A 23,603-nucleotide genomic window follows, 5' to 3' on the forward strand; every position below is an offset into this window, starting at 1 on the left:
CTGGCTTGAAATTGTCTGAAAATTGTAAGTGGCGTCGCAAGCATGGGCAATTTGCGTAGAATCGCGCGCTGCCCGCTTTACAAAGCGGCAAATGCGGCAAATGCGGCAAATGAGGGCAATGCAAAAAGGAGAGAAGAATATGTTTCGTGTAATGCTGGTGGAAGATGACGCCAAGCTGGCAGCGCTGGTTGCCGAGTACCTCAGAGAATACGAATTTACGATAGACATCGTCAGCCGTGGCGATGCTGCGCTTAGCCATTTTCAACAAACATCGCCAGATATTGTGGTGCTTGACCTGATGTTGCCTGGCCTGGATGGCATGGTGGTTTGTCGTCAGTTGCGGGCCATCAGTGCCGTGCCTATCCTGATTTTGACAGCGCGTGAAGATGCCTTTGATGAAGTCTCTGGCCTGGAGCAGGGGGCTGACGACTATGTCAACAAACCTGTGCAGCCAAGGATATTGCTGGCTCGCCTGCGCGCCTTGTTGAGGCGCGTCAAGGATGAGCCTGAAGATGAAAACGCTGACCTGGTTTTTGGTGCCTTTCGTGTCTGCCGCAGTGACCGCACGGTATTCTGGCGCGACGAAACTGTCACGCTTAACAGCGCAGAATATAAATTGTTGCTGGTGCTGGCCGAGGCTGCAGGCAAGGTTTTGTCACGCAACGATATTCTGATACAGATGCGTGGCATAGAGTTTGATGGCCTGGACCGCAGTATCGATAATAAAATCTCCCGTCTGCGGCGCAAGTTCGATGACCCGCATGCCGACAAGATCAAGACAGTCTGGGGAGAGGGCTATTTGTTCAGTCCGTCTGCCTGGGACTAGCAGATGAATCGCCTGTTCCTGCGTTTTTTTGCTTTGGTGATGCTGTCCATCAGCGTCGCTACGATAGCCATCTATGTGTCCATCACCATTTTCTTTGGTGATCCGCTGGAAGAAGTCGCGCAGCAGCAGGCATCAGGACAGATTTTATTATTGACCGGGTATGTCGATCAGGCCGGCCAGAATGAATGGCTGACACGCCTCAATAAAATAAGGGAAATTGCCCACACTCAGATGGATTTGATTCCTCTGCAGCCGGTACTGGCAAAGTTACCCCAGGCAAGGCAGGCGCAACTGATGCGCGGTGAAGTAGTGATTGATGTCGCCAGCAAATCCTTTTACCGCCGCGTTGATCTGAAGGGTGAGCGTTACGTCGGCAGTGATGAAGAAGTCATCCATGCGCAGAATTTACCGATTGATGTTGCGCCCGTTCTCAAGACCGAGGCGCTGCGCTACATCATCGTGGCACTCTGCCTGCTGATCCCGATTGCGGTCTGGTCCAGCTCACACTGGCGGGGTTTGCAGGCGCTGGAAAAAGTGGCCGATGAATTTGGTGCGGGTCATTTGAAGGTCAGGGCACAGACCAAAGAGCGCGACAGCATACATCCGCTGGCACAGCGCATGAACCAGATGGCGGCCCGTATAGAGAGCCTGCTGGATGCGCAAAAAAATCTCTTGCATTCAGTCTCGCATGAATTGCGCACACCCATCGCCAGGCTGGAATTTGCACTGGAACTATTGAGAAACGCCGCCAAGAATCCCCAGCTTGAACCACGTATGCAAGCCATGGAAGCCGATATCAGTGAGCTCAATGCGCTGGTCAGTGAGTTGCTGGACCTGGGCAAACTGGACCACGATGCCAGCCTGAACAGGAGTGAATTCGATATCGCTGCTAGTCTTTCCAGTTGCGTCGCCAGCTTGCAGCATGTGCTGAACGTTCATACGGTCGATACAGATTTCTCTGTCGATCTGGGCACCTACTGTGGTGACCAGCGTTTGCTGAAGCGGGCAATCAGCAATCTCTTGCGTAATGCAGCCAAATACGCCACTGCACGTATCTGGCTGCATGCCAGCAGGAATGCAGATGGCAGTCTTGAAATCATGCTTGAAGATGATGGCCCCGGCATACCTGTGGAGGAAAGGGAGCGTATTTTTGAAGCCTTTTTCAGGCTGGACCGCAGCCGTGACCGTAACACTGGTGGTTTTGGCCTGGGGCTGGCCATTGCCAAAAAAGCCATCGCTGCTCATGGCGGAAAAATAGTGGTGCAAGAAGGGCAATATGGTGGCGCCAGATTTGTTATTTCCTTACCTGTTTTGCAGCATCTTGCACCAGTAAATCCTTCAAATTCCGGGCTTACAAATTGATGACATTTGCCAGACAAGTTGGGGAAGACTTGCACCTTGCCGCTCTCTATCATTACTCAATGTCGCAGAATTGTTTGCGTTCTGTTTTGCCCTGACCAAGGCCCGCCATGAAAGTATTGCATTTTTACCGCACTTATCACCCCGATACGTTTGGGGGAATAGAGCAAGTAATACGGCAACTGGCGGTGGGAACAGCCCGTCTCGGTGTGGATGCTGAGGTGCTGACGCTGACACGCAAACACGGCGATCTGGAACTGGAGCTGGAAGGGCATAAAGTACACAGGGTAATACAGAGTTTTGAAATTGCATCCACCGGGTTTTCCTGGCGGGCACTTTCTCGATTCAGGGAACTGGCGAATAGTGCGGACATTATTCACTATCACTTCCCCTGGCCTTTTATGGATTTGATGCATCTGTTTTGCGGAATCAGAAAGCCAACTATCGTGACCTATCATTCAGATATTGTGAGACAAAAATTCCTGGAAAAAGTGTATCAGCCTTTGCGCCACTGGTTTTTGAATGATGTGGACAGGATCGTTGCCACTTCGCCCAATTACCTGTCCAGTAGCCCGGTGCTGAACCGCTACCGCGACAAGACTGAGGTGATTACTTATGGACTGGACAAGGATATCTATCCGCAGCCATCGCCAGAATTGATAGCCAAATGGCAGCAGCGTTTTGCTGGCCGCTTCTTCCTGTTCGTAGGCATGCTGCGCTATTACAAGGGCTTGCATATTCTGCTGGAGGCAGTCGCCGATACCGATATGCCTGTGCTGATTGTTGGTAACGGGCCTGAAGAAGCTGCGTTGAAGCAGCAAGCCAGGGATTTGAAATTAGACAATGTGCATTTCCTGGGTGCTTTGCCAGAAGAAGATAAAGTCGCTTTGCTCAGTCTCTGCTATGGGGTGGTGTTTCCCTCCCACTTGCGTTCAGAAGCTTTTGGCATTTCGCTGCTGGAAGGGGCAATGTATGCCAAGCCCATGATATCTAGCGAGATAGGAACGGGCACCAGTTATGTCAATATTGCAGGTGAAACCGGAGTGGTGGTGCCACCTGAAGATGCGCTGGCCTTAAGGGCCGCCATGACGGATTTATGGGACAAGCCGGCGCTGGCAGCGCAGATGGGGCAATTGGCGCAAAAGCGCTACCAGACCATATTCACTTCTGAGATGATGGCAAGAAACTATGTGCGTCTGTATGTGGATGTCATATCAGGAAATACGAGAGAACCTTGAGCATGGGCGTTGATGTTGCGAAATTGGAAAGAGGTGTCTATGATGCGGATTTCTTCCGCCCTTATGCCCGTAATGCCGCTTCGCTATTTTGATGATATTGAAGATATTGGCGATAAACCGGGTATACACACGACTACAATTGATCAGCATGAAATCTATACTATTTGCCTCCCTTTTTTGCATCGCCAATCTTGCTTGTGCCCAGACCCCGGCAGCTAGCATGTTGCCAGACGGTAGTTCGGATATGTATGTCGGCCTTGGGGTAGTTTCAGAGCCCAGTTGTGAGGTAGGTGGTGAACAGACCACGCGCATCATGCCTAATGTACAAATGCAATGGAGTAATGGTGTGTTCTTGCGTAACACCAATCTCGGCATGCATTTGAGTCGCTCCAGCGGCTATGAGTATGGTCCTTTGCTGTCATATCAAAGAGGTTGCAGTGCCTCAGCTGCGCGCAAGTTGGCCGGGTTTGGTGATGTAGATGGCAGTTTTCAAGTTGGTGGTTTTTTTAACTTCCGCCCTATGAGCAATTTGCGTCTTGGGTCCAAATTATTATTCGGTACCGGCGCAGGCAAGAAGACTACTTACCTGAATGTAGAAGCACGCACTTATTACAAGATAGCATCCCATCATGGGCTGGCTTTCTCTTCTGGCCTGGCCTGGAGCAGGCGCTATTTTGATGGCGCCAACTCAAGGTTTGACCCTAATTTTGCAGATGGTTACCCTGTCTTTGTCAACGGCGATGGAAACAATTTTGTCGGTACGGGCGGCCAGATATTGATCGCAAAATCAGGCAAGGACATCGTGCACACCAATGCCAATGTCAGGAATTTTTATCTGGGTGCGAACTGGAACTGGGAGTTGAGTTCATCCTGGATAATCACTTCGCATGTGACCGGAGTACATCAGTTTGATATCGACAGTGACAGTTTGTGGCTAGGCAAGAAGAATTACGTCACCGTGTATTCTGGCCTTGCATATCGATTTTAATTCGATTTTAATTTTACTAAAGCATGATCAATAAGTACGCCTCCATTTTTGTCCTGATGCAGTTAGCTTCAGTACAGGCTTTTGCGCAAACCAATAGCGCAACACCTGTTACGAAGCCTGTGGCTGCACAGGTAGCAGAAAGCCAGGGCGAGACTGAATGGATCAGCTATCGCAGCGCTTACCGCCTGATGATACAGTTTGAGAAGTATGGCAAACCCAAGAACCTGATCCAAAGCCACTTCCAGGTCAGCGCAAAAAATGGCAATCCTTTGCCAGATACCTTGCAATTGCATCTCGTCAGTAAAAACATGCGCTTGAGTCTGCCACTGGATGCAGTTGGCCGCGCCAGTTTTCCCTTGTTGAAGTCTGCCTATGATGAAAATGCCGAGCTGGTATTGAACCAGGCTTCCGGGCAGGTCAGTTTTCAAAGCCGGATATCAATTATTGCCAGGGCTGATGGTATTTATGAAGTTGCCGAATTGCGTCTCGCGTGCGAGCAGGCATTGACTTATCTGAAAAATATGGGTGATGCCAAAACCGCGAGCAAATCCTGTGTCGGCGTGAGATTTTCTTACTTGAAGAATACCGCTCAGGCAAGTATCAGGCTCAGGGGTGCGGACATGTCTGTGCATGCAATGACATGGCAAGAGAATAGTGCCTTCCCTGACGAAAACAACAAGGCCTATAAAACCGTGACCTTACGCTTTGCCGACGCGCCAGAAAAAGGGCAGTTACTGGCGCAACAGCCACCTGTGGCAATTGCACCAGTCTTTGAATGAATTAATACTAATTAATTCATTAATAGAGCTTGCGTCCTACCAGCGACGCCAGTGCCTGCCGCCACCGCCACCCCAGTAAGGGCCACTTTGTATCACAACGGGCGGAGGGCTGACATAGACCCGTGGCCCATAACCATATCCATACCCATAGGGTTGTGCCGGTGCTACTACACAGCCAGACAAACCCAGCGCGCCTGTAAGTATGATAGCCAGTCCAATAATGTTTCTTCGCATGATGTACTCCTGTTAGTACTCCAGTTGTAATGCTTGACAGGGCGTTTGCGTTGACAATTCAAGTGTAAGACTCTGTTGCTGATGTTTCAAAAAATAATTTGTAAGAATTGATAAGAGTATTGCTTATTTAAAAACTTTAATGAGCAATAACTTGAGCAAACATTTGTTGCGTCGCGGAACTTGACGCCGTGTGGTATGGTCTTAGGTTTGTTCTCTAACGACTATTGCCACAATAACATCTATATGCAAACCCACAGTTTAGCCCTACGCCCAACTATTTTGTCCCTGGCCATCATGGCCGCCTTCAGCCAGTCTTCCTATGCGCAAACTAATGCGCCGGTGACGCCTGCCAAAGCCGAAACTGCTGAAAAAGCAGATTCCAAGGCCCTTGAACCCAAGATACAAAAAGTAGAAGTGCAGGGTAACCGCGTCTATGACGAACGTCGTCAGGATACTGCCACCAAGATCGTTGTCACTCAGGAAGAGATCCTGCGCTATGGCGATACTAATGTCAGCGAAGTACTTAAGCGCCTGCCAGGCGTGACTGTCGGCGGTGTTCAGGGCCGTGGTGGCGATATCCGCATGCGTGGCCTCGGCGCAGGTTATACCCAGATCATGCTCAATGGCGAACCCAGCCCACCTGGCTTTTCGCTGGATTCTCTCTCCCCTGACCTGATAGAGCGCATAGAAGTCATACGCGCAGCGACAGCCGACCTCAGCACCGCATCAATTGCGGGTTCAATCAATATCGTCTTGAAAAAGTCTGTGCAGACAGCACAAAAAGAACTCAAGCTGGGTTTGTTTGAAGATGGCGGCAAGTTTGGTGAGAACATCAATTACCAAGTCTCCGACAAGGCTGGCCGCATGTCTTATTCCATCTCCGGTAATCTGAATCATGGGAAGTATGAGCGCCCTTCGTATTCGGACGAGGTTCGTATAGATGCAAATGGCAATCCATATGTAAAAACACATACTTACAACCTGGGCTGGGGCACTTTCAATAACGTGGGATTTTCACCCAGGGTAAATTGGAATTTTGAAAATGGTGATACGTTGACAACGCAAAGCTTTGTCAATGCGAACCGTTTTGATGGGTACTCCAGCGATGCGAGGGCAGCGACTGTTATTGGCATCTTGCCAAAACCACTCGAAGAAAAAGATGTATTGCCATTGTATGCGAGTGATTTCCAAAAAATACACTCTGATTTTGCCATGTTGCGCACTAATCTGAACTGGATACACAAGTTGGCGGATAGTGCCAAGCTGGATGTCAAGCTGGGTGTGAACTATAACAAGCGCAGTTCAGATGTCGGGTTTGCAGGTTATAACAAAGATAACGCGCAAATACTTGATCGCAAGAGCATTTCTGGAGCGACTGACAAGGGCTTGACCATGAGCGGCAAATACAGTGCGCCATTTGTTCAGGATCACTCGTTTGTATTTGGCTGGGATGGCGCGTATAGCAAGCGTGGTGAAACACGTTCGCAAGTTGATATCAGTAACACTTTGCCGTTGATCAATCTTGACGAAAACTTCAATGCCGATGTGACCCGCATGGCGGTATTCGCTCAGGATGAATGGAATGTCACCAAGCAATGGTCCGTGTATGGAGGTTTGCGCTGGGAAGGTATTGACACCCGCAGTAGTGGTGACTTCAAGGCTAATAACACGGACAAGAATAATACGCCTTACAGCATACATAACAGATTCAGCGTCTGGAGCCCGATACTGCAAACCTTGTACAAGCTGCCAGACAGCAAGAATGACCAGATCAGGCTGGGTATCACCCGCACTTACAAGGCACCCGACACCGGTCGCCTGATACCGCGCCGTTTTATCTCCAACGAAAATACTCAAGGCAGCCCAGATTCTCAGGGAAATCCTAATCTCAAGCCAGAACTGGCCTGGGGTCTCGATATGGCTTATGAACATTATCTGCCTGGCGGTGGCATGCTCAGTGCCAGCGTATTTTTCCGCAGGATCAATGATATTACACGCACTGATTTGTCTCAGGATGTTAGTGGCAGGTGGGTCAGTATGCCTGTCAATGATGGACAGGCAACGACCAAGGGCATAGAGCTGGAGGCTAAATTCCCTTTGCGTGCGATGGTTGAAGGTGCACCGGCTATCGATTTCAGGGCGAATGTCTCTTTCAACTGGTCCACTCTCAGTAGTGTGACTGGGCCGAACAACCGGTTGGATTCACAAACACCTATCAGCGCTAATCTGGGTATAGATTACAAGCTGGACAAGATACCTTTAACCTTAGGTGGCAATGCCAGCTTCCAGGACGGTGGACCGGTGAAAATTTCTGATACTCAGAGTTCGTATTCGGTACCCAAGCGCGTACTTGATGTGTATGCATTGTGGAAGTTTGATCCCAAGACAAATCTGCGCGTATCGCTGGGTAATCTTCTGCATCAGGACAACATCAATATTGGCAGCTTTACAGGCAATAACGGTTTAATACAAACCAATGTTACCCCTACCACCGTGACTGCCCGCGTCATGTTCGAACACAAGTTCTGACATCATCAGCATTAAAACAAGAAGGGCACTTCAGTAATGAAGTGCCCTTTGTCTATATGCAGAGGCTTGGTATTTAAGCCAAGCAGCCAACACTGCTTATTTCTTGCTCTCTTGCTTTGGTCTGCAATATGAAGGCAGGTTGGCTGGCGGTACTGTGGTCTTGTCTATGCCTTTGACCGTCATTTTTTCTGGCGGTGTACCTGTGGCGCATACCCATGCCACTGGCACGATGGGCGCATCTTCAACCACTGCCGGGCGCAGGCTCAGTACCTTGCCTTTTAGTACACCGTGGGCATTATTGCCAAAAGTGATATTGACCACGCCGTCTTGCACCTCCACTGAGCTGATGAGGTTGCTGACAATTTTATCGGCGACTGGCAGGCCAGCTGCAATATTGTCTGTCGGAAACTTCTTTTCAGTTTGCCAGGTGGCGGCGACCGGCTTTTTCGCGATATCGGCAAACTGTATGCCGACTTCCAATTGCTCCCTGACGACCTTGAACATATAGGATGGAACAGCCATGGCGGCCAGAATGGCAATGACGCCGATGACTATCATCATTTCCAGTAAGGTGAATCCTGAGTGTTTTTTCATAAAGCTGATTTTTGTTGAATGTTGAGTTTTTAGGAATATAGCGGATAAGCCTTGCTTATCACAATCTAAATATCAAGAGAATGTACTTCTGCAGCAGCTGGCGACGCCTGTTGGTGCAATAAGCTATGACACAAGTAGCCCTATCGTTGATAATGCGGGCAAACCAATTATCTTTTGCATCATGAATGATCCTATCCCTATATTCGGCTTCACCACCACCTTGCTGGAGCTGCTTTCTTTTGCCTTGTCCGTCATTACGGTCGCCCTGAATATACGGCAGATACACTGGGCCTGGCTGTTTTCCATCCTGTCCTCTGGCATGTATGCAGCCGTGTTTTTTAACACCAGATTGTACGGAGACATGGGTTTGCAGTTTGTCTTTATCCTGGTATCGGTCTGGGGTTGGTTCAACTGGCTGCGTGGCGATAATAGTCATGAGCGTTTGCAAGTCACGCGCTTGAATATGCAAGGCAGATGGCGTTCTTTGGGCGCGACTTTGCTGGCTTTTGTTGTGCTGGCCTGGTTTCTCAAGACTTATACCGATACTGATGTACCTTATGCAGACGGTTTTTTGACTGCAGGCAGCTTGCTGGGGCAGATTTTGCTCAGCCGTAAAAAACTGGAAAACTGGCATGTCTGGATCTTCGTCGATGTGCTGTATGTTGGCCTGTATGTCTATAAGGGCCTGATGCTGACGGCGCTGCTGTATGCAATTTTCGTTATCATGGCCATCATGGGCCTGCGTGCCTGGAGTAAAACATGTCCTCAGTAAACCGTGTCGTCATATTGGGGGCCGAGTCCTCAGGTAAATCCATACTGGCCGAGGCTTTGGCCGCGCATTACCAGACCTTGTGGGTGCCCGAGTATTTGCGTGAATTCGTTGAGCAGAATCAGCGTGTTCCTAAGGCAGAAGAGCAAATCCTCATCGCCAGGACACAGGTGCAACGCGAAGCAGAGCTATTGAAGCAGGCTAAGCAATGGCTGTTCTGCGACACTGGCCCCATCATGACAGCTATTTATAGCCGCCATTATTTTGGCGAGCCGGATGCTGAACTGGCTGAACTGGAACTATCGCATCAATATGATTTTTGCATAGTCACTGCACCAGATTTTCCCTGGCAGCCAGATGGCTTGCAGCGTGAATCTGCCTATGTGCGTGACCGCGTACATCAGGAAGTATTGGATGTGCTGGATGAGAGGGAAATCCCTTTCTTGCTGGTTGAGGGAAGTAACCATTCCAGACTCGAACAAGTGCAGTTCGCTTTATCTTTCCTGTTGAGCTAATCCATAAAAAAAGCACTGCAACCTTGTGGAAGCAGTGCTTTTTCGATTTGTTGCGATGATGGCTTAATTACTTTCCATCAGGCTCTTCAAGTGATCAGCGCGGGCAGGGTGGCGCAGTTTTTTCATGGCCTTGGATTCAATCTGGCGTATACGTTCGCGCGTTACTTCAAATTGTTTACCTACTTCTTCCAGCGTGAATTCGGTACTGGTTTCCAGGCCAAAACGCATGCGCAAGACTTTGGCTTCACGTGGGCTTAAAGAATCCAGTGCCTCTTTCAGCTTCTCTTGGACTGACGCCTGCATCGCTGCTGCCATCGGCGACAAGGTCATGCTGTCTTCAATGAAGTCACCGAGTTGTGAATCGCCATCATCACCAATAGGTACGTCAAGCGAGACTGGTTCTTTGGCGATCTTCAGGATTTCCCTAACCTTGCCTTCTGGCAGGCCCATTTTTTCAGCAATCGCTACCGGCTCTGGCTCCAGGCCAGTGGTTTGCAAGAGCTGGCGACGTACGCGGTTCATCTTGTTGATGGTTTCTATCATGTGCACAGGTACACGGATAGTGCGTGCCTGATCCGCAATCGCACGGGCAATCGCCTGCCTGATCCACCATGTCGCATAGGTAGAGAATTTGTAGCCGCGACGGTATTCAAATTTATCCACAGCCTTAAGCAAACCGATATTGCCTTCCTGGATCAGGTCCAGGAATTGCAGGCCACGGTTCACATATTTCTTGGCGATGGAAATGACCAGGCGCAAGTTGGCCTCGGTCATCGCTGCCTTGGCTTCGCTGGAACGTTTTTCACCAGCTACCATCTGCTTGTTGATTTCACGCAGGTCAAACAAAGGCAGGCTGACATTGTGTTCCAGGTCGATCAGCTTTTGTTGCAATTCACGGGCAGCATGAATATTGCGGCCCAGGATGGCGGCATAGCTGGATGTGCCATTCATTTCTTTGTTCAGCCATTCTGGATTAGTCGCATTCTGGCGGAAATGCTCAACAAAATAAGTACGTGGCATGCCGCATTTATTGACCATCAATTCCAGCATCTGCTTTTCAGTCTGGCGCAGCGTCTTCATTTGCTTGCGCAGAGAGTCGCACAGTTTTTCTGCGGTCTTGACGCTGAAACGCATGCCTTGCAGCTCACGTGTGATGGCAAGCTGTGCCTGCTGATAAGCCGGAGATTTATAACCATCGGCAGCGCGGGCCACCTGCATTTGCTCAAAGCGCATGCCAACAATCGCGAACTTTTGCAAGACCACATTTTTCATATGCTGCAATTGCTCGTCACTGATGCCGCTCGCATTTTCTGCTACTGCATCATCGTCGTCATCCAGATCATCAAGATCATCATTGTCGCTGAGTTCTATGGCAGGTGCGTCAGATGCATCAGGGTCCAGCAGGCCATCGATGATGTCATCCACACGGATTTCATCTTTGGAGATTTTGTCGGCAATCGCCAGCATCTCTTGTATCGTGCCAGGGCAGGCAGAAATCGCCTGTACCATGTCTTTCAAGCCATCTTCTATGCGCTTGGCGATTTCGATTTCGCCCGAACGTGTCAACAATTCCACGCCACCCATTTCACGCATATACATGCGTACCGGGTCAGTGGTACGACCAAAGTCTGAATCAACGGTCGCCAGTGCGGCGGCTGCCGCAGCTTCTGCCTCATCTTCAGTGACATTGTTGGCGACGTTATCGGTCAGCAGCATCATCGCAGCATCAGGTGCGGCGTCATAGACGGCAATGCCCATGTCATTGAGGGTGCTGATAACGCCTTGTATCATTTCAGCGTCGGCAACGTCGTCAGGCAGGTGATCATTGATCTCGGCGTGGGTCAGGTAACTACGGTCCTTGCCCAGGTTGATCAGCTTGGTCAGTTGCTTGCGGTATTGTTCCAGTTGTGCTTCCTGGCTTGCTGCATTGGCAGGCGTTGGCTTTTTGGCCTTGACACGTGCTGCGCGCTTCATCTCTGCTGATTCTGCTGCATTCAATGCCTGGATTTCATCATTCTCAAAATGAAATTCAGAAGACTTGCGGCCACGCTTGGCAGGCTCGCGCATCGCTGGCAAGACATAGGCCGATGTGTCGATGTCCTTGATGCTGGTGACGGCAGTAGCGGGTGCAGCGGGTGCAGAGACAACAGACGCTGCCACTGCAGCTGTAATAGCCGCCTTAACAGTTGTTGCAGAGGGTGTGGAGGCCGCAGGCGTAAATGACGTAGCAGAACTGGCATTCGCCACAGGCTTGAGCGTGACTACCGGTGCAGGTGGTGCCAGTTTGCCTGAGCCTATGCGTGCTTCGCGTTTAATGACAACCGGCGCGGCAGCCGCAGGCTGGTCAGCCAGCAGCAATTTTTTTGCCAGCTTGGGGCCGCTCTTGCGGATCACAACTACGCGCGGCTTGGCGGCTTCTGTATCTGTTGCATCTTTTGCTGCATCGGTTTTATGGATACTTTCCGTAGCATCGGCAGCAGTTTCAGTATTTGTGTCAGCTAATGCTACCGGCAGGGCTGTGCTGCCACTGTCGTCGCTATCAACCGTCATTGCATCCATTTCTGTAGATGCGTTTGCTACTTCTTCAGGCGCATCGCTGCCATCGGCCACCGCAGCCTGTAATCTGGAACGACGTTTGGTAATCACTGTCACCGGTGTTGAGACCAGTGTCGGTGTTTCTTCTATCGAATCTTCTGGATTCGACACCGGTACTACCACCTGTACAGTTTGCACCGTGGCCGTGCGCGCTACGCTGAGCGCGGGGCGGTTCAGTTGCAGTTGCGGTTTTTTACCTAATGTCAGCGTTGAGCCTGTTTTTGTTGTAGGAGAAGTGTTTGAGTCAGTTAAGCTGTTTTTCATGTAACAAATTCGAATACGACAACAAATGCTTGTCAATGGTGTTAGGCAATAGCAAGGGCGAAAAAGCTGCTGGCGATCATCATCTACAGGATCAACGGCAGGCGTGGCGCGGATAAAAAAGCCCGCTGGTAAAAGCGGGCCAGGTCATCTTGCTGAATCTGGGCCTCAAAAGAGACGAAAGGGCAGAATTATCCTCGGCTTAGGCATTCTTGACAAGCAAGACTTTGCTTTCTTTTGCAGAAAAATTTATCCCTCGCCCGCGCCGGTAAGCAGGCAAGTGGCCAAGGGCCTGATATCTACAGGCTTTGCCCCTTGTTACAGCACTTTTGCTTGAGGTTTCAAGTAGTGAATAGCTTGGCAATGTTTGATGTAGATCATATGTTCTTGCGCTTGCTCTTAAAGAAGTTGGACAAACTGTTAAGCTAGCGTCTTTGTGTCATTATTTGTTTTTATCGCCATGCACTTTACTTTTCGCCTGAAAGCCAGCCTGTTTTGCATGTGGCTGGGCTTGCCACTGAGCGCTGCGGCGCAAGCCGTTCAGCCTGCCCAATCTACTTTGATGGTGCCTGACACTCTCGAGCAGAGGCTGAAAGCCTGTACTTCCTGTCATGGTGCTGAGGGCAGGGCAGCTACTGACGGCTTTTATCCGCGTATCGCTGGCAAGCCGGCGGGTTATTTGTATAACCAGTTATTGAATTTCAGGGAAGGCAAGCGTGCTTATCCCGCCATGCGCTATATGGTGGCCCATATGTCTGACGCTTACCTCAAAGAAATCGCAGACTATTTTGCCAGCCAGCATCCGCCTTATGCCGCACCACAGGCCACTGATGCAAATGCTGTTCTGCTGGAACAGGGCAGGCAGCTTGTGATGCTGGGTGACAAAGCCCGCAATTTACCGGCCTGTGTCTCTTGTCATGGCAAGAGCATGACAGGTCTGGCACCTTTCATACCCGGCCTGGTTGGCTTGCCGCGTGATTACCTGATTGCACAATTGGGCGCATGGCAAACCGGTAGTCGCAAAGCACATGCGCCGGACTGCATGCAACAAGTGGCCAGCAAACTCAAGCCTGAGGATATTGCAGCGGTATCAAGCTGGCTGGCAGCACAGACTGTGCCTGGCGATAGTCTTGCTCCCATATTGAAATCGACAGAATACGGACTATTGCCGATGAAATGCGGCAGCTTGACTCAATCATCTCCATAAAAATCATGAAAAAAATTCTCATGTCCGTCCTGCTGTTCTTGCTGGTCTGCATTGTTGCGGTAGCGGGCTTTGGCTATTATCTGGTCGATGACAAAAGTACTGCAAACACGGCTGCTGACAAAACAAATACGGCAGATCAACTGCTCAGGGGGGAATATCTGGTCAAGGCTGGTAATTGCATGGGCTGCCACACTACACGTGGCGAAGCCGCCTTTGCCGGTGGACGCATGTTGCAAACTGACTTTGGCAACTTCAGGACGCCGAATATCACGCCTGATGTAAAGACCGGCATAGGCAGCTGGACTGCAAATGATTTCTGGCAAGCCCTGCACAATGGCAAATCCAGGGATGGCAGCCTGTTATATCCATCCTTCCCCTATACCAATTACACCCAGGTCTCACGTGCAGATGCTGACGCCATGTATGTCTATCTGATGTCCTTGCCCAAGGTGGAAAAGCAAAACCAGGCGCATGAACTGCGCTTCCCTTATGATCAACGGGCTTTGCTGGCTTTCTGGCGTGCTGCTTATTTCAGGCCCGCCAGCTATCAGGAAGAAAAGGGCAAGTCTGCTGAATGGAACCGCGGTGCCTACCTGGTCAATGGCTTGGGGCATTGCAGCGCCTGCCATAGCAGCCGCAACAGCCTGGGCGCGAATGCCGGTGTCAAAGATTTGTCTGGTGGCGAATTGACTAGTTGGTACGCACCAGCACTGACCAATAGCAAAGAAGTCAATCTGGCTAAATGGTCACCACAAGAATTGATCGCCTTGCTGAAATCAGGTGTCAATCAGCATACTGCCGTCTCTGGCCCCATGGCTGAGGTGGTCGCCGGTAGTACCCAGCATCTGTCAGATGCTGATATCAAATCCATGGCCACTTATCTGCAGGCCATACCTACCGTGCAGGTGGCTGAGAAGGATGTCCTGGACAAGTTCATGGCAGGTTCTGAGCTGAGTGCGGAGCGCATGGAAGCAGTCATGAAACAAGGGGGAGCACTTTATAAAACCCATTGCATGGATTGCCATGGAGCGCAGGGAGAAGGTGTCAGCAATATTTATCCGGCACTGAAATCTAATCCCGGTGTGCTCAGCCATGCCTTGTCGAATCCGGTACGCATGGTCTTGTCTGGTGGCTTCCCGCCAGTCACGAAAGATAATCCGCGTCCTTACGGCATGCCGCCTTTTGCCCATACCCTCACTGACAGCGAAGTCGCCCTGGTACTCAGCTATGTGCGCAATGCCTGGGGCAATAAAGCCGAGCCAGTTACTCCAGCAGAAGTTAATCGCTACCGTACTGCTGCAATGGAATAGAGTGGAAAATTACAATTTGATGACAATTCACATACATTTTTAAACATTCTTGCGCTTCATCCGCTTTTACACTTGTGTTAATTGACATTGTTTGCAGATGGATTTGAAATCTGCCACCCGCTTGGCGACCTGTTATTACAGTTATGTTGGCGGCGTGTGGTGGTGTCTCGAGCACTGGTGTGAACGCTGATGTAGTGAGGTCAGTGAAAGGGCTGGAATTTTTCTGGCCCGGTAGTGGCAGACACGGTGTTATCCGACGCCCCTGTAGCTATCACTTGTCGCACTGGAAGTGACACCACCACGAAGTAGAGTATGGCAGCAGCCGCAGCCGTAGCCTTTTAGCATTGGCTGCAATCGTTGCCATACTGCCGACATACTCGAATGACTCCATCCGCCTGCCCATGAAAAGTGTTATAGATCAGCAATTTCAGTTAAGATTGCTTCTTTATAAATCTTTTTCATCATATGCGATTCAGAATCATCACTCTGCTGCCAGCACTTGCTTTCAGCATCTCTTATCCTGCCCTTGCCGCCAATAATGTAGATCAACCCACTAAAACTGCGGGACCTATCAAGAGCCTGGCAGTCGATCAAAAATCAGATGCACGTTATGTAATTACTACCGTGCCGCAAGAGTCGGCCATGGAACGCTTTGAGATGAAAGATGCTCAGGGGCGCAATATTGCCTATGTTGCCATGACAGATGGTGATGTTGGTGGCCTGGTGTTTGTTGATAACAAACTCACGGGTGCGGTTTCCAAACAGGATGCGCTGGCTTTCTATAGCTGCCGTGGCTATGCTTCTGCCACCAAATATCATTGGGCTAAAGACGCCAATGCCTGGATAGAGGGTTTGCTGGCCGCCAGCCAGCCGACTTCCACAATCACTTTGCAATTCTCTGGTAAGTCGAGCTGGCGCAGTATTGTTGAAGTTGTCAATAATCCTTCGCTTTCCCAGATCGGCTCGCTGGTCGATATAGGTACCAATCCCCTGGGTATTTTGCGCAAACTCAATAATGCGCGCGAGTCCATGGCGGAGCGTGAATTGTTTGAAAAAACCAGGCTGCGCCTGATGGAGGTAACCACCGGCACCAGTGAAGGCAAAGTAGCAGAGATCATCAAGCCTGAAGATGTTTCATTCGCAGTCGGTGGCCTGGTCATGGCTTACCCACGATTCTCTATCGAGTATTTTATTGCTGATGGTGCGGTGAAGGCGATACAGCAGCCATCCTTCCATGTCCTGTCACACAAGCAGGCAGCATTATTTTATGTGACCAATACAAAATGGGAAATGTGCACGCCAGAAAACTGGCGAAATGCAATGCCGGTAGTGAATGTTCCGGCCCCTGCAGTGAGCGCAACGCCACCTGCGCAGACGACTGAGCCAAAATAAGTATCTGCATCAAGGTGGAATCCTTCGCACATCTCCGTCGCCATCTGCTGGGCCTGGGCCTGGTATTGGCATGGTCTTGTGCCGGACTGACAGCAGGGCAGGCAAAAGCACAAGAAAAAGTGCAGACCAAAGAAAGTACCTGCTATGGAACGGTCGCCAATGGCAGGCTGGAAGCTGGCGTCAGTTTGCCAGAAAAAGGCAATAATTTTTCTGCGTATAGTGCCCTGGGCGTCAGCCTGGGGCGCACGTATGTACATTCCACCGTTGCAGAAATTATTTCTCTGGCCTATCAAGAACTTGAGCAAACTGCCAGCGACAAAGTCTTTGTCTATGGTGAAACCGGCTGGAAAACAGGTGGGCGCATGAGGCCTCACCGTACCCATAAAAATGGTCTGTCTGTCGATTTCATGGTGCCCGTGCTTGATGTCCAAGGCATATCCCGGCCCTTGCCTGGGAATATGAATAACAACTATGGCTACGATATTGATTTTGATACACAAGGGCGCTTTGGTGACTACCGCATCGACTTTGCCGCCCTGGCCGAGCATTTATACCAGCTTGATCTTGCAGCAAAAGCCAAGGGCAGGGGACTTGCACTGGTGATTATTGACCCGCCTTATCAGGCAAAATTATTTGCCACGAAGCGTGGGCCTTATCTGCAAAAACACCTGAAATTCATGAAGGGAAAAGCCTGGATCAGGCATGATGAGCATTATCATGTTGATTTTGATTTGCCCTGCAAAAAAAACACTGCTTGATTTTAAAACGCACGACCGGATGACCTGAACTTACTTTAGCTGAATATGCCCTGGACCTTTGCCCATCCACTCGCCATATTGCCCCTGCGCCGCCTGGCACCGCAGCGTTTCAATCTGATGGCCCTGGTCATAGGCAGTATTGCGCCAGATCTTGGCTACTATGTGTTTGCTTTCGACCTGGCGACACTGGCGCACCAGTGGCCGGGTTTGCTGCTGGTGTGCCTGCCCTTAGGCTGGGCTGTATTCATGTTCTTGCGTTTGATGCAAACACATTTTATTTATCTGCTGCCACAGATGCAAAGGCAGGCATTGCAGGCGCATTTGTCCCCGTCGCGCAATTTGAATGTGTCGCAAGTGATCTGGATATCCTTGTCTTTACTGCTGGGGGCGATGACGCATATAGTCTGGGATGCATTCACCCACGCCAGTGGTTTTGCGGTCGCTTACTTCGACGTCTTGCGTGAACCGGTAGATATCGCCGGTTTTCATACCCGCGTCTTTCATCTGGTACAGCATCTGAGTACCTTGATTGGTGTAGGTGGACTGGCTTATTGTTACTGGCAATGGCTGAGAAAACTCCCGCACATCGTCATACTCGAACCCAGGGAGAGTGATCAGTGGCGGTATATTTTAATTGCCAGCACTGCCCTGACTGCATTATTGCTCGCTTTGCCACTTGCATTTGCCGCATCTGGCATGAGGAGCGCGAGCGCAGCAAAAGAGGCGTTTCTGTTTCGTTTCGCGCTATGCGCAACGACTTGCTTTGCCATACTGCTGACGATTGCCGCTTTACTGATCGCCAGGGCCAGAGCAAGACCAGAAGCACTGGAGTAAGCAGTTAATACTCAATCAGTGGCAATATGCCTTTTACTACATCACCCTCATCAACTTAAATGCGTAGAGAATCATGAAAATTCAAAAACTGGCAGTCCTGTTTGTCGTCGCTACCCTGTCGGCTTGTACCCAGGTACCAAAACAGGGGACAGTATTTCATTACGCCACGATAGATGCACTGCTCGCAGGTGCTTACGAAGGTGAACTGACGGTTGACGAACTGAAACGAAAAGGCGATTTTGGCATAGGTACCTTCAACCGCGTTGATGGTGAAATGATTGTGCTTGACGGCGATGTGTTCCAGTTCAAGGCAGATGGCAGTGTCGTCAAAGCCAGTGGCGGGCAGTTGACCCCCTTTGCCGTAGTCACCACTTTCAAAGCAGACAATCGCTTTGAAGTCAGCAAAGAAACCAGCATGAAAGAGCTGGAAGACATGCTCGATGAACGACTGGTCAATAAGAATCTTTTTTATGCAATCAGGGTAGATGGAGAGTTTAAACAGTTGACTACACGTGCCATCTCTCCGCAGGACAAGCCTTATAAACCGTTGGCAGAAGTGACTAAGACCCAGACACTGTTTAACTTCAGCAATACCAGGGGCACCCTGGTTGCATTCCGCAGCCCCGGTTTTGCCAAGGGCTTTAATGTGCCGGGTTATCACTGGCATTATCTTTCTGATGACCGCAAGGCAGGTGGCCATGTTCTGGCACTCAGCCTTAGTCAGGGCACGATCAAGGTTGGGGCAGTTTCAGACATAGAAATCAAGCTGCCCGCCAACAGCATGTTTGCCAATGCCAATCAGACAGTTGATCGTGCAACGGAATTAAAGGCGGTAGAGAAGTTGCGCAAGGACTGAAATATTCCCAGGGTTCTTAGTTTTTTGAACCAGGATCAGTGCTCAGATTCCAGTTCAGGATATTGCCGTTCTTGTCTGTGACGGTCGTCATTTCCTTGAATATCCTGGCTTGCAAACTATCGGGCAGGCGCACGAAATCGACGCTGTTGACAAAGCGGTCACCGCGCATGAAGGCCCAGGTAAAGAATTTCATGGTGGCGGTGGTTTGCTGCGCATCCCTGGCACGCTGTTGCATGATGATAAAAGTACCCATGCTGATAGGCCAGGTTTTTTGCCCTGGTTTGTCAGTCAGCATTTCTTCAAAATTGGCATCGGTTTTCCAACTGCTGTTTGACAGGGCTGCAGAAAATGCTTCGGCAGAAGGGGCGATGAATTTGCCATCGCGATTTTGCAACAGGGCGTAGTCGAGTTTTTCTTGCGTTACATAATTGAAGTCGATGTAACTGATGGCATATGCCGTTTTTTTGAGTGTACTGGCAATATTACTGCTGCCCTTGACTTGTATCAAACGGCTATTCCAGGGAATGGTGAAATTCCTGCCATACTTGGCCTGCCAGTTTTTGCTGACCTTGCCCAGGTAATCAGAAAAATTGTAAGTCGTGCCTGAACCATCCTGGCGCACGATGACTTCGATATTCTTGTTTGGCAAGCGCAAGCCCGGATTGAGCGCTGTGATAGCGGCATCATTCCAGTTCGTAATTTCGCCGGAAAAAATATTCGCAAGGACTTCGCCGGTCAGGCGCAGTTCGGCGTTTTTGATGCCTGGCAGGTTGATCACCGGTACCACGCCTGAAATAGCTGAGGGAAACTGTATGAGTTTGTCCTTTTTCAGGTCAGCCTGGCTCATGGCGGCATCGCTGGCGCCAAATTCCACACTGTTTTCTTTGATTTTCTTGATGCCGGCAGACGAGCCGCTGGCCTGGTAAGTGACAGTAATACCAGCGTTTTTGCTATAAGCATCTGCCCATTTCTGGTAAAGGGGAGCCGCTGCAGAAGAACCTGAACCCTGAATGTCTGCATGGGCAGGAAGGCTGGCAAGAGGGGAAAGCAGTAAAACTAGGGGGAAGAGCAGGGAGTTGCGTGTATTCATGATAAAAAATAAAGCTTAAAAGCCGGGAAACTGGAAACGAATTGGCGCGGATTATCTCACGAGCCTGAAAATTCCTCCCTAAAGCGGTATTTTCCGTAATGAACCTGTCATTTCTAGTGGCTATGCTTCTTCCTTGCATATCAACAATAAATTGTTTATATTGTTTACATGTTTTCTAATCTGGAGGCTGGAATGGTAACCGCAGCAACGAAAAAAGTAAGTACTGTAGTCGCAGGTGCAGAGAAAAAAGTCGTAGCCCTTAAAAAAACGCCTGTTAAGCCTGCTGTTGTGGCTGCCGGGAAGAAAGTCGTCAGCAAACCTGCTGCCGAGGTGAAAGTCGCTGCAAAAGCGCCTGTAAAAGCCGCTGTGCGCGCCAAGCCGGCGGCCAGACTGCCTGAAGCCAAACCTGTGGCCGACGTGGTCGTCGAAAAAGTTAAAAAAGCCAAGCTGGTGCGCGACAGTTTCACCATGCCGGAAAGCGAATATGCGGCGCTTGGTGCAGTCAAGAAAGCCTGCCTGAAAGCTGGCGTTGAAGTTAAAAAGAGCCAGTTACTGCGTATTGGCGTTGCCTTGCTGAGCAAGACCGACGTGCCAGCACTCAAAAAACTGATCGCTGGCCTGGCACCGCTGAAGGCTGGCAGGCCAAAGAAAGAAAAATAATTCAGCTGCAGGAATGCGTGAATAGCAGGACATGATGCCGGGCATACGCCCGGTATGTATCTTTTATGTATTAGGTATGCGCTTTTGTTCTGCTGGCATGCAGTTTTTCAAGACTATCCCCGTTCTGGTATCTGTTCGAGATCAGCCAAAACGGGGATTGTTGTTTTTCAGACTTGTCATAAAACCGACATCTTGCTGTCATCTTGCTGAAGTAATCCTTGATTATTCTTCGTTCGTCGGATCAACGAACAACATGACAAGGACGATGAATGCGATTACTCACGATACCCGCCGATGCTAATCCCAGTTTTTCCAAACTCAATCTGAGCCTTGCTACCACGGCAAAAGAAGTCAAAGAAGTACAGCGATTGCGCTATAAGGTCTTTATAGAAAGCATGGGCCTGTCTGCTTTGTCCAACCCTGATGGCCTGGATAAGGATGAGTTTGATGAGTACTGCGATCACCTGATCGTGCGCGACTCCAAAACCCTGAAAGTGGTCGGTACTTACCGCATACTGGGGCCAAATGCTGCCCGTCAGCTCGGTCGCTATTATTCCGAAACAGAATTTGACCTATCCCGCCTGCAACATATACGCAATAGCGTGGCAGAAGCTGGCCGTGCCTGCATACACCCTGATTACCGCAGTGGTGCCGTCATCATGCTGCTGTGGGCTGGCCTGGCTGCATACATGCGCCGTGAGCGTTGCTCGCACCTCATTGGTTGCGCGAGTATCAGCCTGACCGACGGTGGCCAGAATGCTGCGGCGATTTACCGTGGTCTGTCTGCGGCAGATTTCTCTCCGCTCGAATACCGCGTCACGCCACACACACCTTTCCCGCTCGATGAAATCGACAGCAGCACGACTGAGGCACGTATTCCGCCACTGCTGAAGGGCTATCTGCGTGCCGGTGCCTGGGTTTGCGGTGATCCTGCCTGGGACCCTGATTTCCATAGCGCTGATTTATTCGTCATGTTGCCACTGGCGAATCTGGATGACCGTTACGCACGCCATTACGGCACAGGGGAGCAATAAATATGAAACCAGCCGATCAGTTCCTGAATAGCAAATTGTATAAAACCGGTAAGAAAGAAACCCAGCGTTTCCGCACTATCTGGATTTCAGATTTGCATCTGGGAACGAGCGGCTGCCAGGCGACCAAGTTGCTGCAATTCTTGCGTGCCACCGATTCAGATACCCTGTATCTGGTCGGTGACATCATCGACGGCTGGCAACTCAAGCGCCGCTGGTACTGGGACCAGACCCATAATAATGTGGTGCAGACTGTACTCAAAAAAGCCAAGAAAGGCACGAATGTCATCTTCGTGCCTGGCAACCATGACGAGTCGATACGCCAGTTCATTGACCTTGATTTTGGCGGCATTAAAATCAGGGATGAGCTGGTGCACACCACGGCCGCAGGCAAGCGCATGCTGGTCTTGCATGGTGACCGGTTTGATGGCGTCATCGCTTGCGCCAAATGGCTGGCCTATGTAGGTGACAGCTTGTATACCGTCATCCTGAAATTTAACCAGATATTCAATAACTGGCGCGCCCGTGCTGGCATGCCTTATTGGTCGCTGTCACAATATCTGAAGCAAAAGGTTAAGAACGCGGTCAGCTATATCACGCAGTTTGAAGATGCACTGGCAGACGAGGCCCGCCGCAAAGGCCTGGATGGCATCATCTGCGGCCATATCCACAAGCCAGAAATACGCGACATAGGCGGCATCTTGTACTGCAATGATGGCGACTGGGTAGAAAGCCTGTCAGCCCTGGTGGAAGACGCCAAGGGCGAACTCAGGTTGGTGACCTGGCATGACATCTGCCACCCTGAGCATGTGGCAGATGCTGCGGCAGATATTGATGTGGACGAGACCGAACTGGAAACAGTCGCTGGCTAAGTTCAGGTGCTTGCAGCCGGTTTGAACCAGGACCAGATGCGCAAACCAAACTGGTTGCAAGCCAGACCACCTAGCACCAGCAGACCAGCGCAGATTTTCCACCAGAATAAAGTCTCGTTCAATACGATAGAAGCGGTCAGCATGCCGACTACTGGCACCAGCAGAGTAAATGGTGCAATGGTCGCGGCAGGGTATTTACGCATCAGCCATGACCAGATGCCAAAACCGACTATGGTATTCGGATAAGACTGGTAAGCAATTGCACCGATAGATGTCCAGTTCAGTTGCGCATAGGCGGCTTGCCAGGCATCCATACCTTCCATCATGTAAGAAGCGAGCAGCAGGGGCGGGCTGGCAATGGCCGAACCCCACACCACCATCGCCAGCGGATTGACGACACCTATCTTCTTGGTGACGATATTGGCGATACTCCAGCACACCGCACCAGCGACCACCAGCAAGAATCCTATGATGGTTGCCTGCGCTTCCAGATGCATGGCAACCAGCGCCATGCCAGACAAGGCAATCAATGCACCCAGTACCTGCACGAATTGCGGTTTCTCACCCATGATGACAACGGCCAGACCCATGGTGATGAATGCTTGCAATTGCATGACCAGAGATGCCAGCCCCGCCGGGAAGCCGAGCTTGATACCGCAAAACAAAAGCGTGAACTGGAAAGCAAACTGGAACATGCCGTAGGCAGCCACCCATTTCCACGATGTCTTTGGAAATGACACAAAAAATACCAGGGGCAGGGCAGAGAAGATAAAGCGCGATGCGGTGAACAGCACAGGCGGCAATCCTTGCAAACCGATTTTGATGACTACGAAATTGATGCCCCAGGTGATGACTGCAATCAGGGCGGCAAGGATGTGCGTGGGTTTCATCGTGCTTTATGGGTAA

The 23,603-nt window shown here is 50.3% G+C and carries 22 protein-coding genes; 17 read left to right on the forward strand and 5 right to left on the reverse strand.

Going from position 1 to position 23,603, the window contains the following annotated elements:
- Positions 1–139 precede the first annotated feature (139 nt).
- The 5 genes from ACO0LI_RS19955 (at position 140) to ACO0LI_RS19975 (ending at position 5,190) form a co-directional block, all read left to right on the forward strand.
- Positions 140–826 carry a response regulator transcription factor gene (locus ACO0LI_RS19955; protein WP_304941433.1) on the forward strand — a complete coding sequence of 229 codons (687 nt, stop codon included), beginning with the start codon at positions 140–142 and terminating at the stop codon, positions 824–826.
- A gap of 3 nt (positions 827–829) precedes the next feature.
- Positions 830–2,188 (forward strand): ATP-binding protein, encoded by a 1,359-nt coding sequence (locus tag ACO0LI_RS19960; RefSeq protein ID WP_423034773.1) that lies wholly within the window; start codon positions 830–832, stop codon positions 2,186–2,188.
- A 107-nt stretch (positions 2,189–2,295) separates the two neighbouring features.
- Positions 2,296–3,423, forward strand: a complete 1,128-nt coding sequence (locus tag ACO0LI_RS19965; RefSeq protein WP_423034775.1) for a glycosyltransferase family 4 protein — start codon at positions 2,296–2,298, stop codon at positions 3,421–3,423.
- A gap of 148 nt (positions 3,424–3,571) precedes the next feature.
- Positions 3,572–4,411, forward strand: a complete 840-nt coding sequence (locus ACO0LI_RS19970) for a MipA/OmpV family protein (RefSeq protein WP_423034777.1) — start codon at positions 3,572–3,574, stop codon at positions 4,409–4,411.
- A gap of 23 nt (positions 4,412–4,434) precedes the next feature.
- On the forward strand, positions 4,435–5,190 hold the full coding sequence (locus tag ACO0LI_RS19975) for a hypothetical protein (RefSeq protein ID WP_423034779.1): 756 nt from the start codon (positions 4,435–4,437) through the stop codon (positions 5,188–5,190).
- A 36-nt stretch (positions 5,191–5,226) separates the two neighbouring features.
- Here the strand turns inward: ACO0LI_RS19975 and ACO0LI_RS19980 are convergent, their stop codons facing one another.
- On the reverse strand, positions 5,227–5,424 hold the full coding sequence (locus ACO0LI_RS19980; protein ID WP_423034781.1) for a hypothetical protein: 198 nt from the start codon (positions 5,422–5,424) through the stop codon (positions 5,227–5,229).
- Between the two features lie 294 nt (positions 5,425–5,718).
- On the opposite strand from ACO0LI_RS19980, the gene ACO0LI_RS19985 reads away from it, so the two are divergent.
- Positions 5,719–7,953 carry a TonB-dependent receptor plug domain-containing protein gene (locus ACO0LI_RS19985; protein ID WP_423034783.1) on the forward strand — a complete coding sequence of 745 codons (2,235 nt, stop codon included), beginning with the start codon at positions 5,719–5,721 and terminating at the stop codon, positions 7,951–7,953.
- Between the two features lie 96 nt (positions 7,954–8,049).
- Here the strand turns inward: ACO0LI_RS19985 and ACO0LI_RS19990 are convergent, their stop codons facing one another.
- Positions 8,050–8,547, reverse strand: coding sequence for a pilin (locus tag ACO0LI_RS19990; protein ID WP_423034785.1), 498 nt, complete (start codon positions 8,545–8,547; stop codon positions 8,050–8,052).
- Positions 8,548–8,728: 181 nt separating this feature from the next.
- Here ACO0LI_RS19990 and pnuC point away from each other — a divergent pair, with 181 nt between their 5' ends.
- Together pnuC and ACO0LI_RS20000 are read left to right on the forward strand one after the other, a co-directional pair.
- Positions 8,729–9,319, forward strand: coding sequence for a nicotinamide riboside transporter PnuC (gene pnuC / locus ACO0LI_RS19995; RefSeq protein ID WP_423034787.1), 591 nt, complete (start codon positions 8,729–8,731; stop codon positions 9,317–9,319).
- Positions 9,307–9,831 (forward strand): AAA family ATPase, encoded by a 525-nt coding sequence (locus tag ACO0LI_RS20000; protein WP_423034789.1) that lies wholly within the window; start codon positions 9,307–9,309, stop codon positions 9,829–9,831. Before pnuC ends, ACO0LI_RS20000 begins: the two co-directional genes overlap by 13 nt.
- Before the next feature lie 63 nt (positions 9,832–9,894).
- Here ACO0LI_RS20000 and rpoD read toward each other — a convergent pair whose 3' ends face one another.
- Positions 9,895–12,690 carry an RNA polymerase sigma factor RpoD gene (gene rpoD / locus ACO0LI_RS20005; protein ID WP_423034791.1) on the reverse strand — a complete coding sequence of 932 codons (2,796 nt, stop codon included), beginning with the start codon at positions 12,688–12,690 and terminating at the stop codon, positions 9,895–9,897.
- A 457-nt stretch (positions 12,691–13,147) separates the two neighbouring features.
- Here rpoD and ACO0LI_RS20010 point away from each other — a divergent pair, with 457 nt between their 5' ends.
- The 6 genes from ACO0LI_RS20010 (at position 13,148) to budA (ending at position 19,044) form a co-directional block, all read left to right on the forward strand.
- Positions 13,148–13,894: a c-type cytochrome gene (locus ACO0LI_RS20010; protein ID WP_423034793.1), complete on the forward strand. Its 747-nt coding sequence runs from the start codon at positions 13,148–13,150 to the stop codon at positions 13,892–13,894.
- 5 nt (positions 13,895–13,899) lie between these two features.
- Entirely contained in the window at positions 13,900–15,204 is a 1,305-nt protein-coding gene (locus tag ACO0LI_RS20015) for a c-type cytochrome (protein ID WP_423034795.1), read from the forward strand.
- Positions 15,205–15,669: 465 nt separating this feature from the next.
- Entirely contained in the window at positions 15,670–16,596 is a 927-nt protein-coding gene (locus tag ACO0LI_RS20020) for a hypothetical protein (protein WP_422950482.1), read from the forward strand.
- Between the two features lie 14 nt (positions 16,597–16,610).
- On the forward strand, positions 16,611–17,354 hold the full coding sequence (locus ACO0LI_RS20025; protein ID WP_422950481.1) for a penicillin-insensitive murein endopeptidase: 744 nt from the start codon (positions 16,611–16,613) through the stop codon (positions 17,352–17,354).
- Positions 17,355–17,399: 45 nt separating this feature from the next.
- Positions 17,400–18,188, forward strand: a complete 789-nt coding sequence (locus ACO0LI_RS20030) for a DUF4184 family protein (protein ID WP_423034797.1) — start codon at positions 17,400–17,402, stop codon at positions 18,186–18,188.
- A gap of 73 nt (positions 18,189–18,261) precedes the next feature.
- A complete protein-coding gene (gene budA / locus ACO0LI_RS20035; RefSeq protein WP_423034799.1) occupies positions 18,262–19,044 on the forward strand; it encodes an acetolactate decarboxylase in 783 nt (260 codons plus the stop codon).
- Positions 19,045–19,060: 16 nt separating this feature from the next.
- On the opposite strand, the gene pstS is transcribed toward budA, so the two are convergent.
- The gene (gene pstS / locus ACO0LI_RS20040) at positions 19,061–20,134 is read right to left on the reverse strand and encodes a phosphate ABC transporter substrate-binding protein PstS (protein ID WP_423034801.1); all 1,074 of its coding nucleotides are present in this window, start codon (positions 20,132–20,134) and stop codon (positions 19,061–19,063) included.
- A 192-nt stretch (positions 20,135–20,326) separates the two neighbouring features.
- Between pstS and ACO0LI_RS20045 the strand changes: the two genes are divergently transcribed.
- From ACO0LI_RS20045 to ACO0LI_RS20055, 3 genes are all read left to right on the forward strand, one after another.
- The gene (locus ACO0LI_RS20045; RefSeq protein ID WP_423034803.1) at positions 20,327–20,794 is read left to right on the forward strand and encodes a hypothetical protein; all 468 of its coding nucleotides are present in this window, start codon (positions 20,327–20,329) and stop codon (positions 20,792–20,794) included.
- Between the two features lie 269 nt (positions 20,795–21,063).
- Entirely contained in the window at positions 21,064–21,828 is a 765-nt protein-coding gene (locus ACO0LI_RS20050; RefSeq protein WP_422950476.1) for a GNAT family N-acetyltransferase, read from the forward strand.
- Between the two features lie 2 nt (positions 21,829–21,830).
- A complete protein-coding gene (locus ACO0LI_RS20055) occupies positions 21,831–22,697 on the forward strand; it encodes a UDP-2,3-diacylglucosamine diphosphatase (RefSeq protein ID WP_423034805.1) in 867 nt (288 codons plus the stop codon).
- A gap of 2 nt (positions 22,698–22,699) precedes the next feature.
- On the opposite strand, the gene ACO0LI_RS20060 is transcribed toward ACO0LI_RS20055, so the two are convergent.
- Positions 22,700–23,587: an EamA family transporter gene (locus ACO0LI_RS20060; protein ID WP_423034807.1), complete on the reverse strand. Its 888-nt coding sequence runs from the start codon at positions 23,585–23,587 to the stop codon at positions 22,700–22,702.
- Positions 23,588–23,603 lie beyond the last annotated feature (16 nt).

The organism is Undibacterium sp. Tian12W, assembly GCF_049339405.1.
GTDB lineage: Bacteria > Pseudomonadota > Gammaproteobacteria > Burkholderiales > Burkholderiaceae_D > Undibacterium.

Excerpts from the sequence above, each read along its gene's own strand:
- ACO0LI_RS19960 (WP_423034773.1), top strand. The coding sequence starts at position 830 with ATGAATCGCCTGTTCCTGCGTTTTTTTGCTTTGGTGATGCTGTCCATC.
- ACO0LI_RS20000 (WP_423034789.1), top strand. The coding sequence starts at position 9,307 with ATGTCCTCAGTAAACCGTGTCGTCATATTGGGGGCCGAGTCCTCAGGT.
- ACO0LI_RS20030 (WP_423034797.1), top strand. The coding sequence starts at position 17,400 with ATGCCCTGGACCTTTGCCCATCCACTCGCCATATTGCCCCTGCGCCGC.
- ACO0LI_RS19965 (WP_423034775.1), top strand. The coding sequence starts at position 2,296 with ATGAAAGTATTGCATTTTTACCGCACTTATCACCCCGATACGTTTGGG.
- ACO0LI_RS19980 (WP_423034781.1), bottom strand. The coding sequence starts at position 5,424 with ATGCGAAGAAACATTATTGGACTGGCTATCATACTTACAGGCGCGCTG.
- ACO0LI_RS19985 (WP_423034783.1), top strand. The coding sequence starts at position 5,719 with ATGGCCGCCTTCAGCCAGTCTTCCTATGCGCAAACTAATGCGCCGGTG.
- budA (WP_423034799.1), top strand. The coding sequence starts at position 18,262 with ATGAAAATTCAAAAACTGGCAGTCCTGTTTGTCGTCGCTACCCTGTCG.
- ACO0LI_RS19975 (WP_423034779.1), top strand. The coding sequence starts at position 4,435 with ATGATCAATAAGTACGCCTCCATTTTTGTCCTGATGCAGTTAGCTTCA.
- ACO0LI_RS20010 (WP_423034793.1), top strand. The coding sequence starts at position 13,148 with ATGCACTTTACTTTTCGCCTGAAAGCCAGCCTGTTTTGCATGTGGCTG.
- ACO0LI_RS20015 (WP_423034795.1), top strand. The coding sequence starts at position 13,900 with ATGAAAAAAATTCTCATGTCCGTCCTGCTGTTCTTGCTGGTCTGCATT.
- ACO0LI_RS20060 (WP_423034807.1), bottom strand. The coding sequence starts at position 23,587 with ATGAAACCCACGCACATCCTTGCCGCCCTGATTGCAGTCATCACCTGG.
- ACO0LI_RS20045 (WP_423034803.1), top strand. The coding sequence starts at position 20,327 with ATGGTAACCGCAGCAACGAAAAAAGTAAGTACTGTAGTCGCAGGTGCA.
- ACO0LI_RS20020 (WP_422950482.1), top strand. The coding sequence starts at position 15,670 with ATGCGATTCAGAATCATCACTCTGCTGCCAGCACTTGCTTTCAGCATC.
- ACO0LI_RS19970 (WP_423034777.1), top strand. The coding sequence starts at position 3,572 with ATGAAATCTATACTATTTGCCTCCCTTTTTTGCATCGCCAATCTTGCT.
- ACO0LI_RS20050 (WP_422950476.1), top strand. The coding sequence starts at position 21,064 with ATGCGATTACTCACGATACCCGCCGATGCTAATCCCAGTTTTTCCAAA.
- rpoD (WP_423034791.1), bottom strand. The coding sequence starts at position 12,690 with ATGAAAAACAGCTTAACTGACTCAAACACTTCTCCTACAACAAAAACA.
- ACO0LI_RS20055 (WP_423034805.1), top strand. The coding sequence starts at position 21,831 with ATGAAACCAGCCGATCAGTTCCTGAATAGCAAATTGTATAAAACCGGT.
- pnuC (WP_423034787.1), top strand. The coding sequence starts at position 8,729 with ATGAATGATCCTATCCCTATATTCGGCTTCACCACCACCTTGCTGGAG.
- pstS (WP_423034801.1), bottom strand. The coding sequence starts at position 20,134 with ATGAATACACGCAACTCCCTGCTCTTCCCCCTAGTTTTACTGCTTTCC.
- ACO0LI_RS19990 (WP_423034785.1), bottom strand. The coding sequence starts at position 8,547 with ATGAAAAAACACTCAGGATTCACCTTACTGGAAATGATGATAGTCATC.
- ACO0LI_RS19955 (WP_304941433.1), top strand. The coding sequence starts at position 140 with ATGTTTCGTGTAATGCTGGTGGAAGATGACGCCAAGCTGGCAGCGCTG.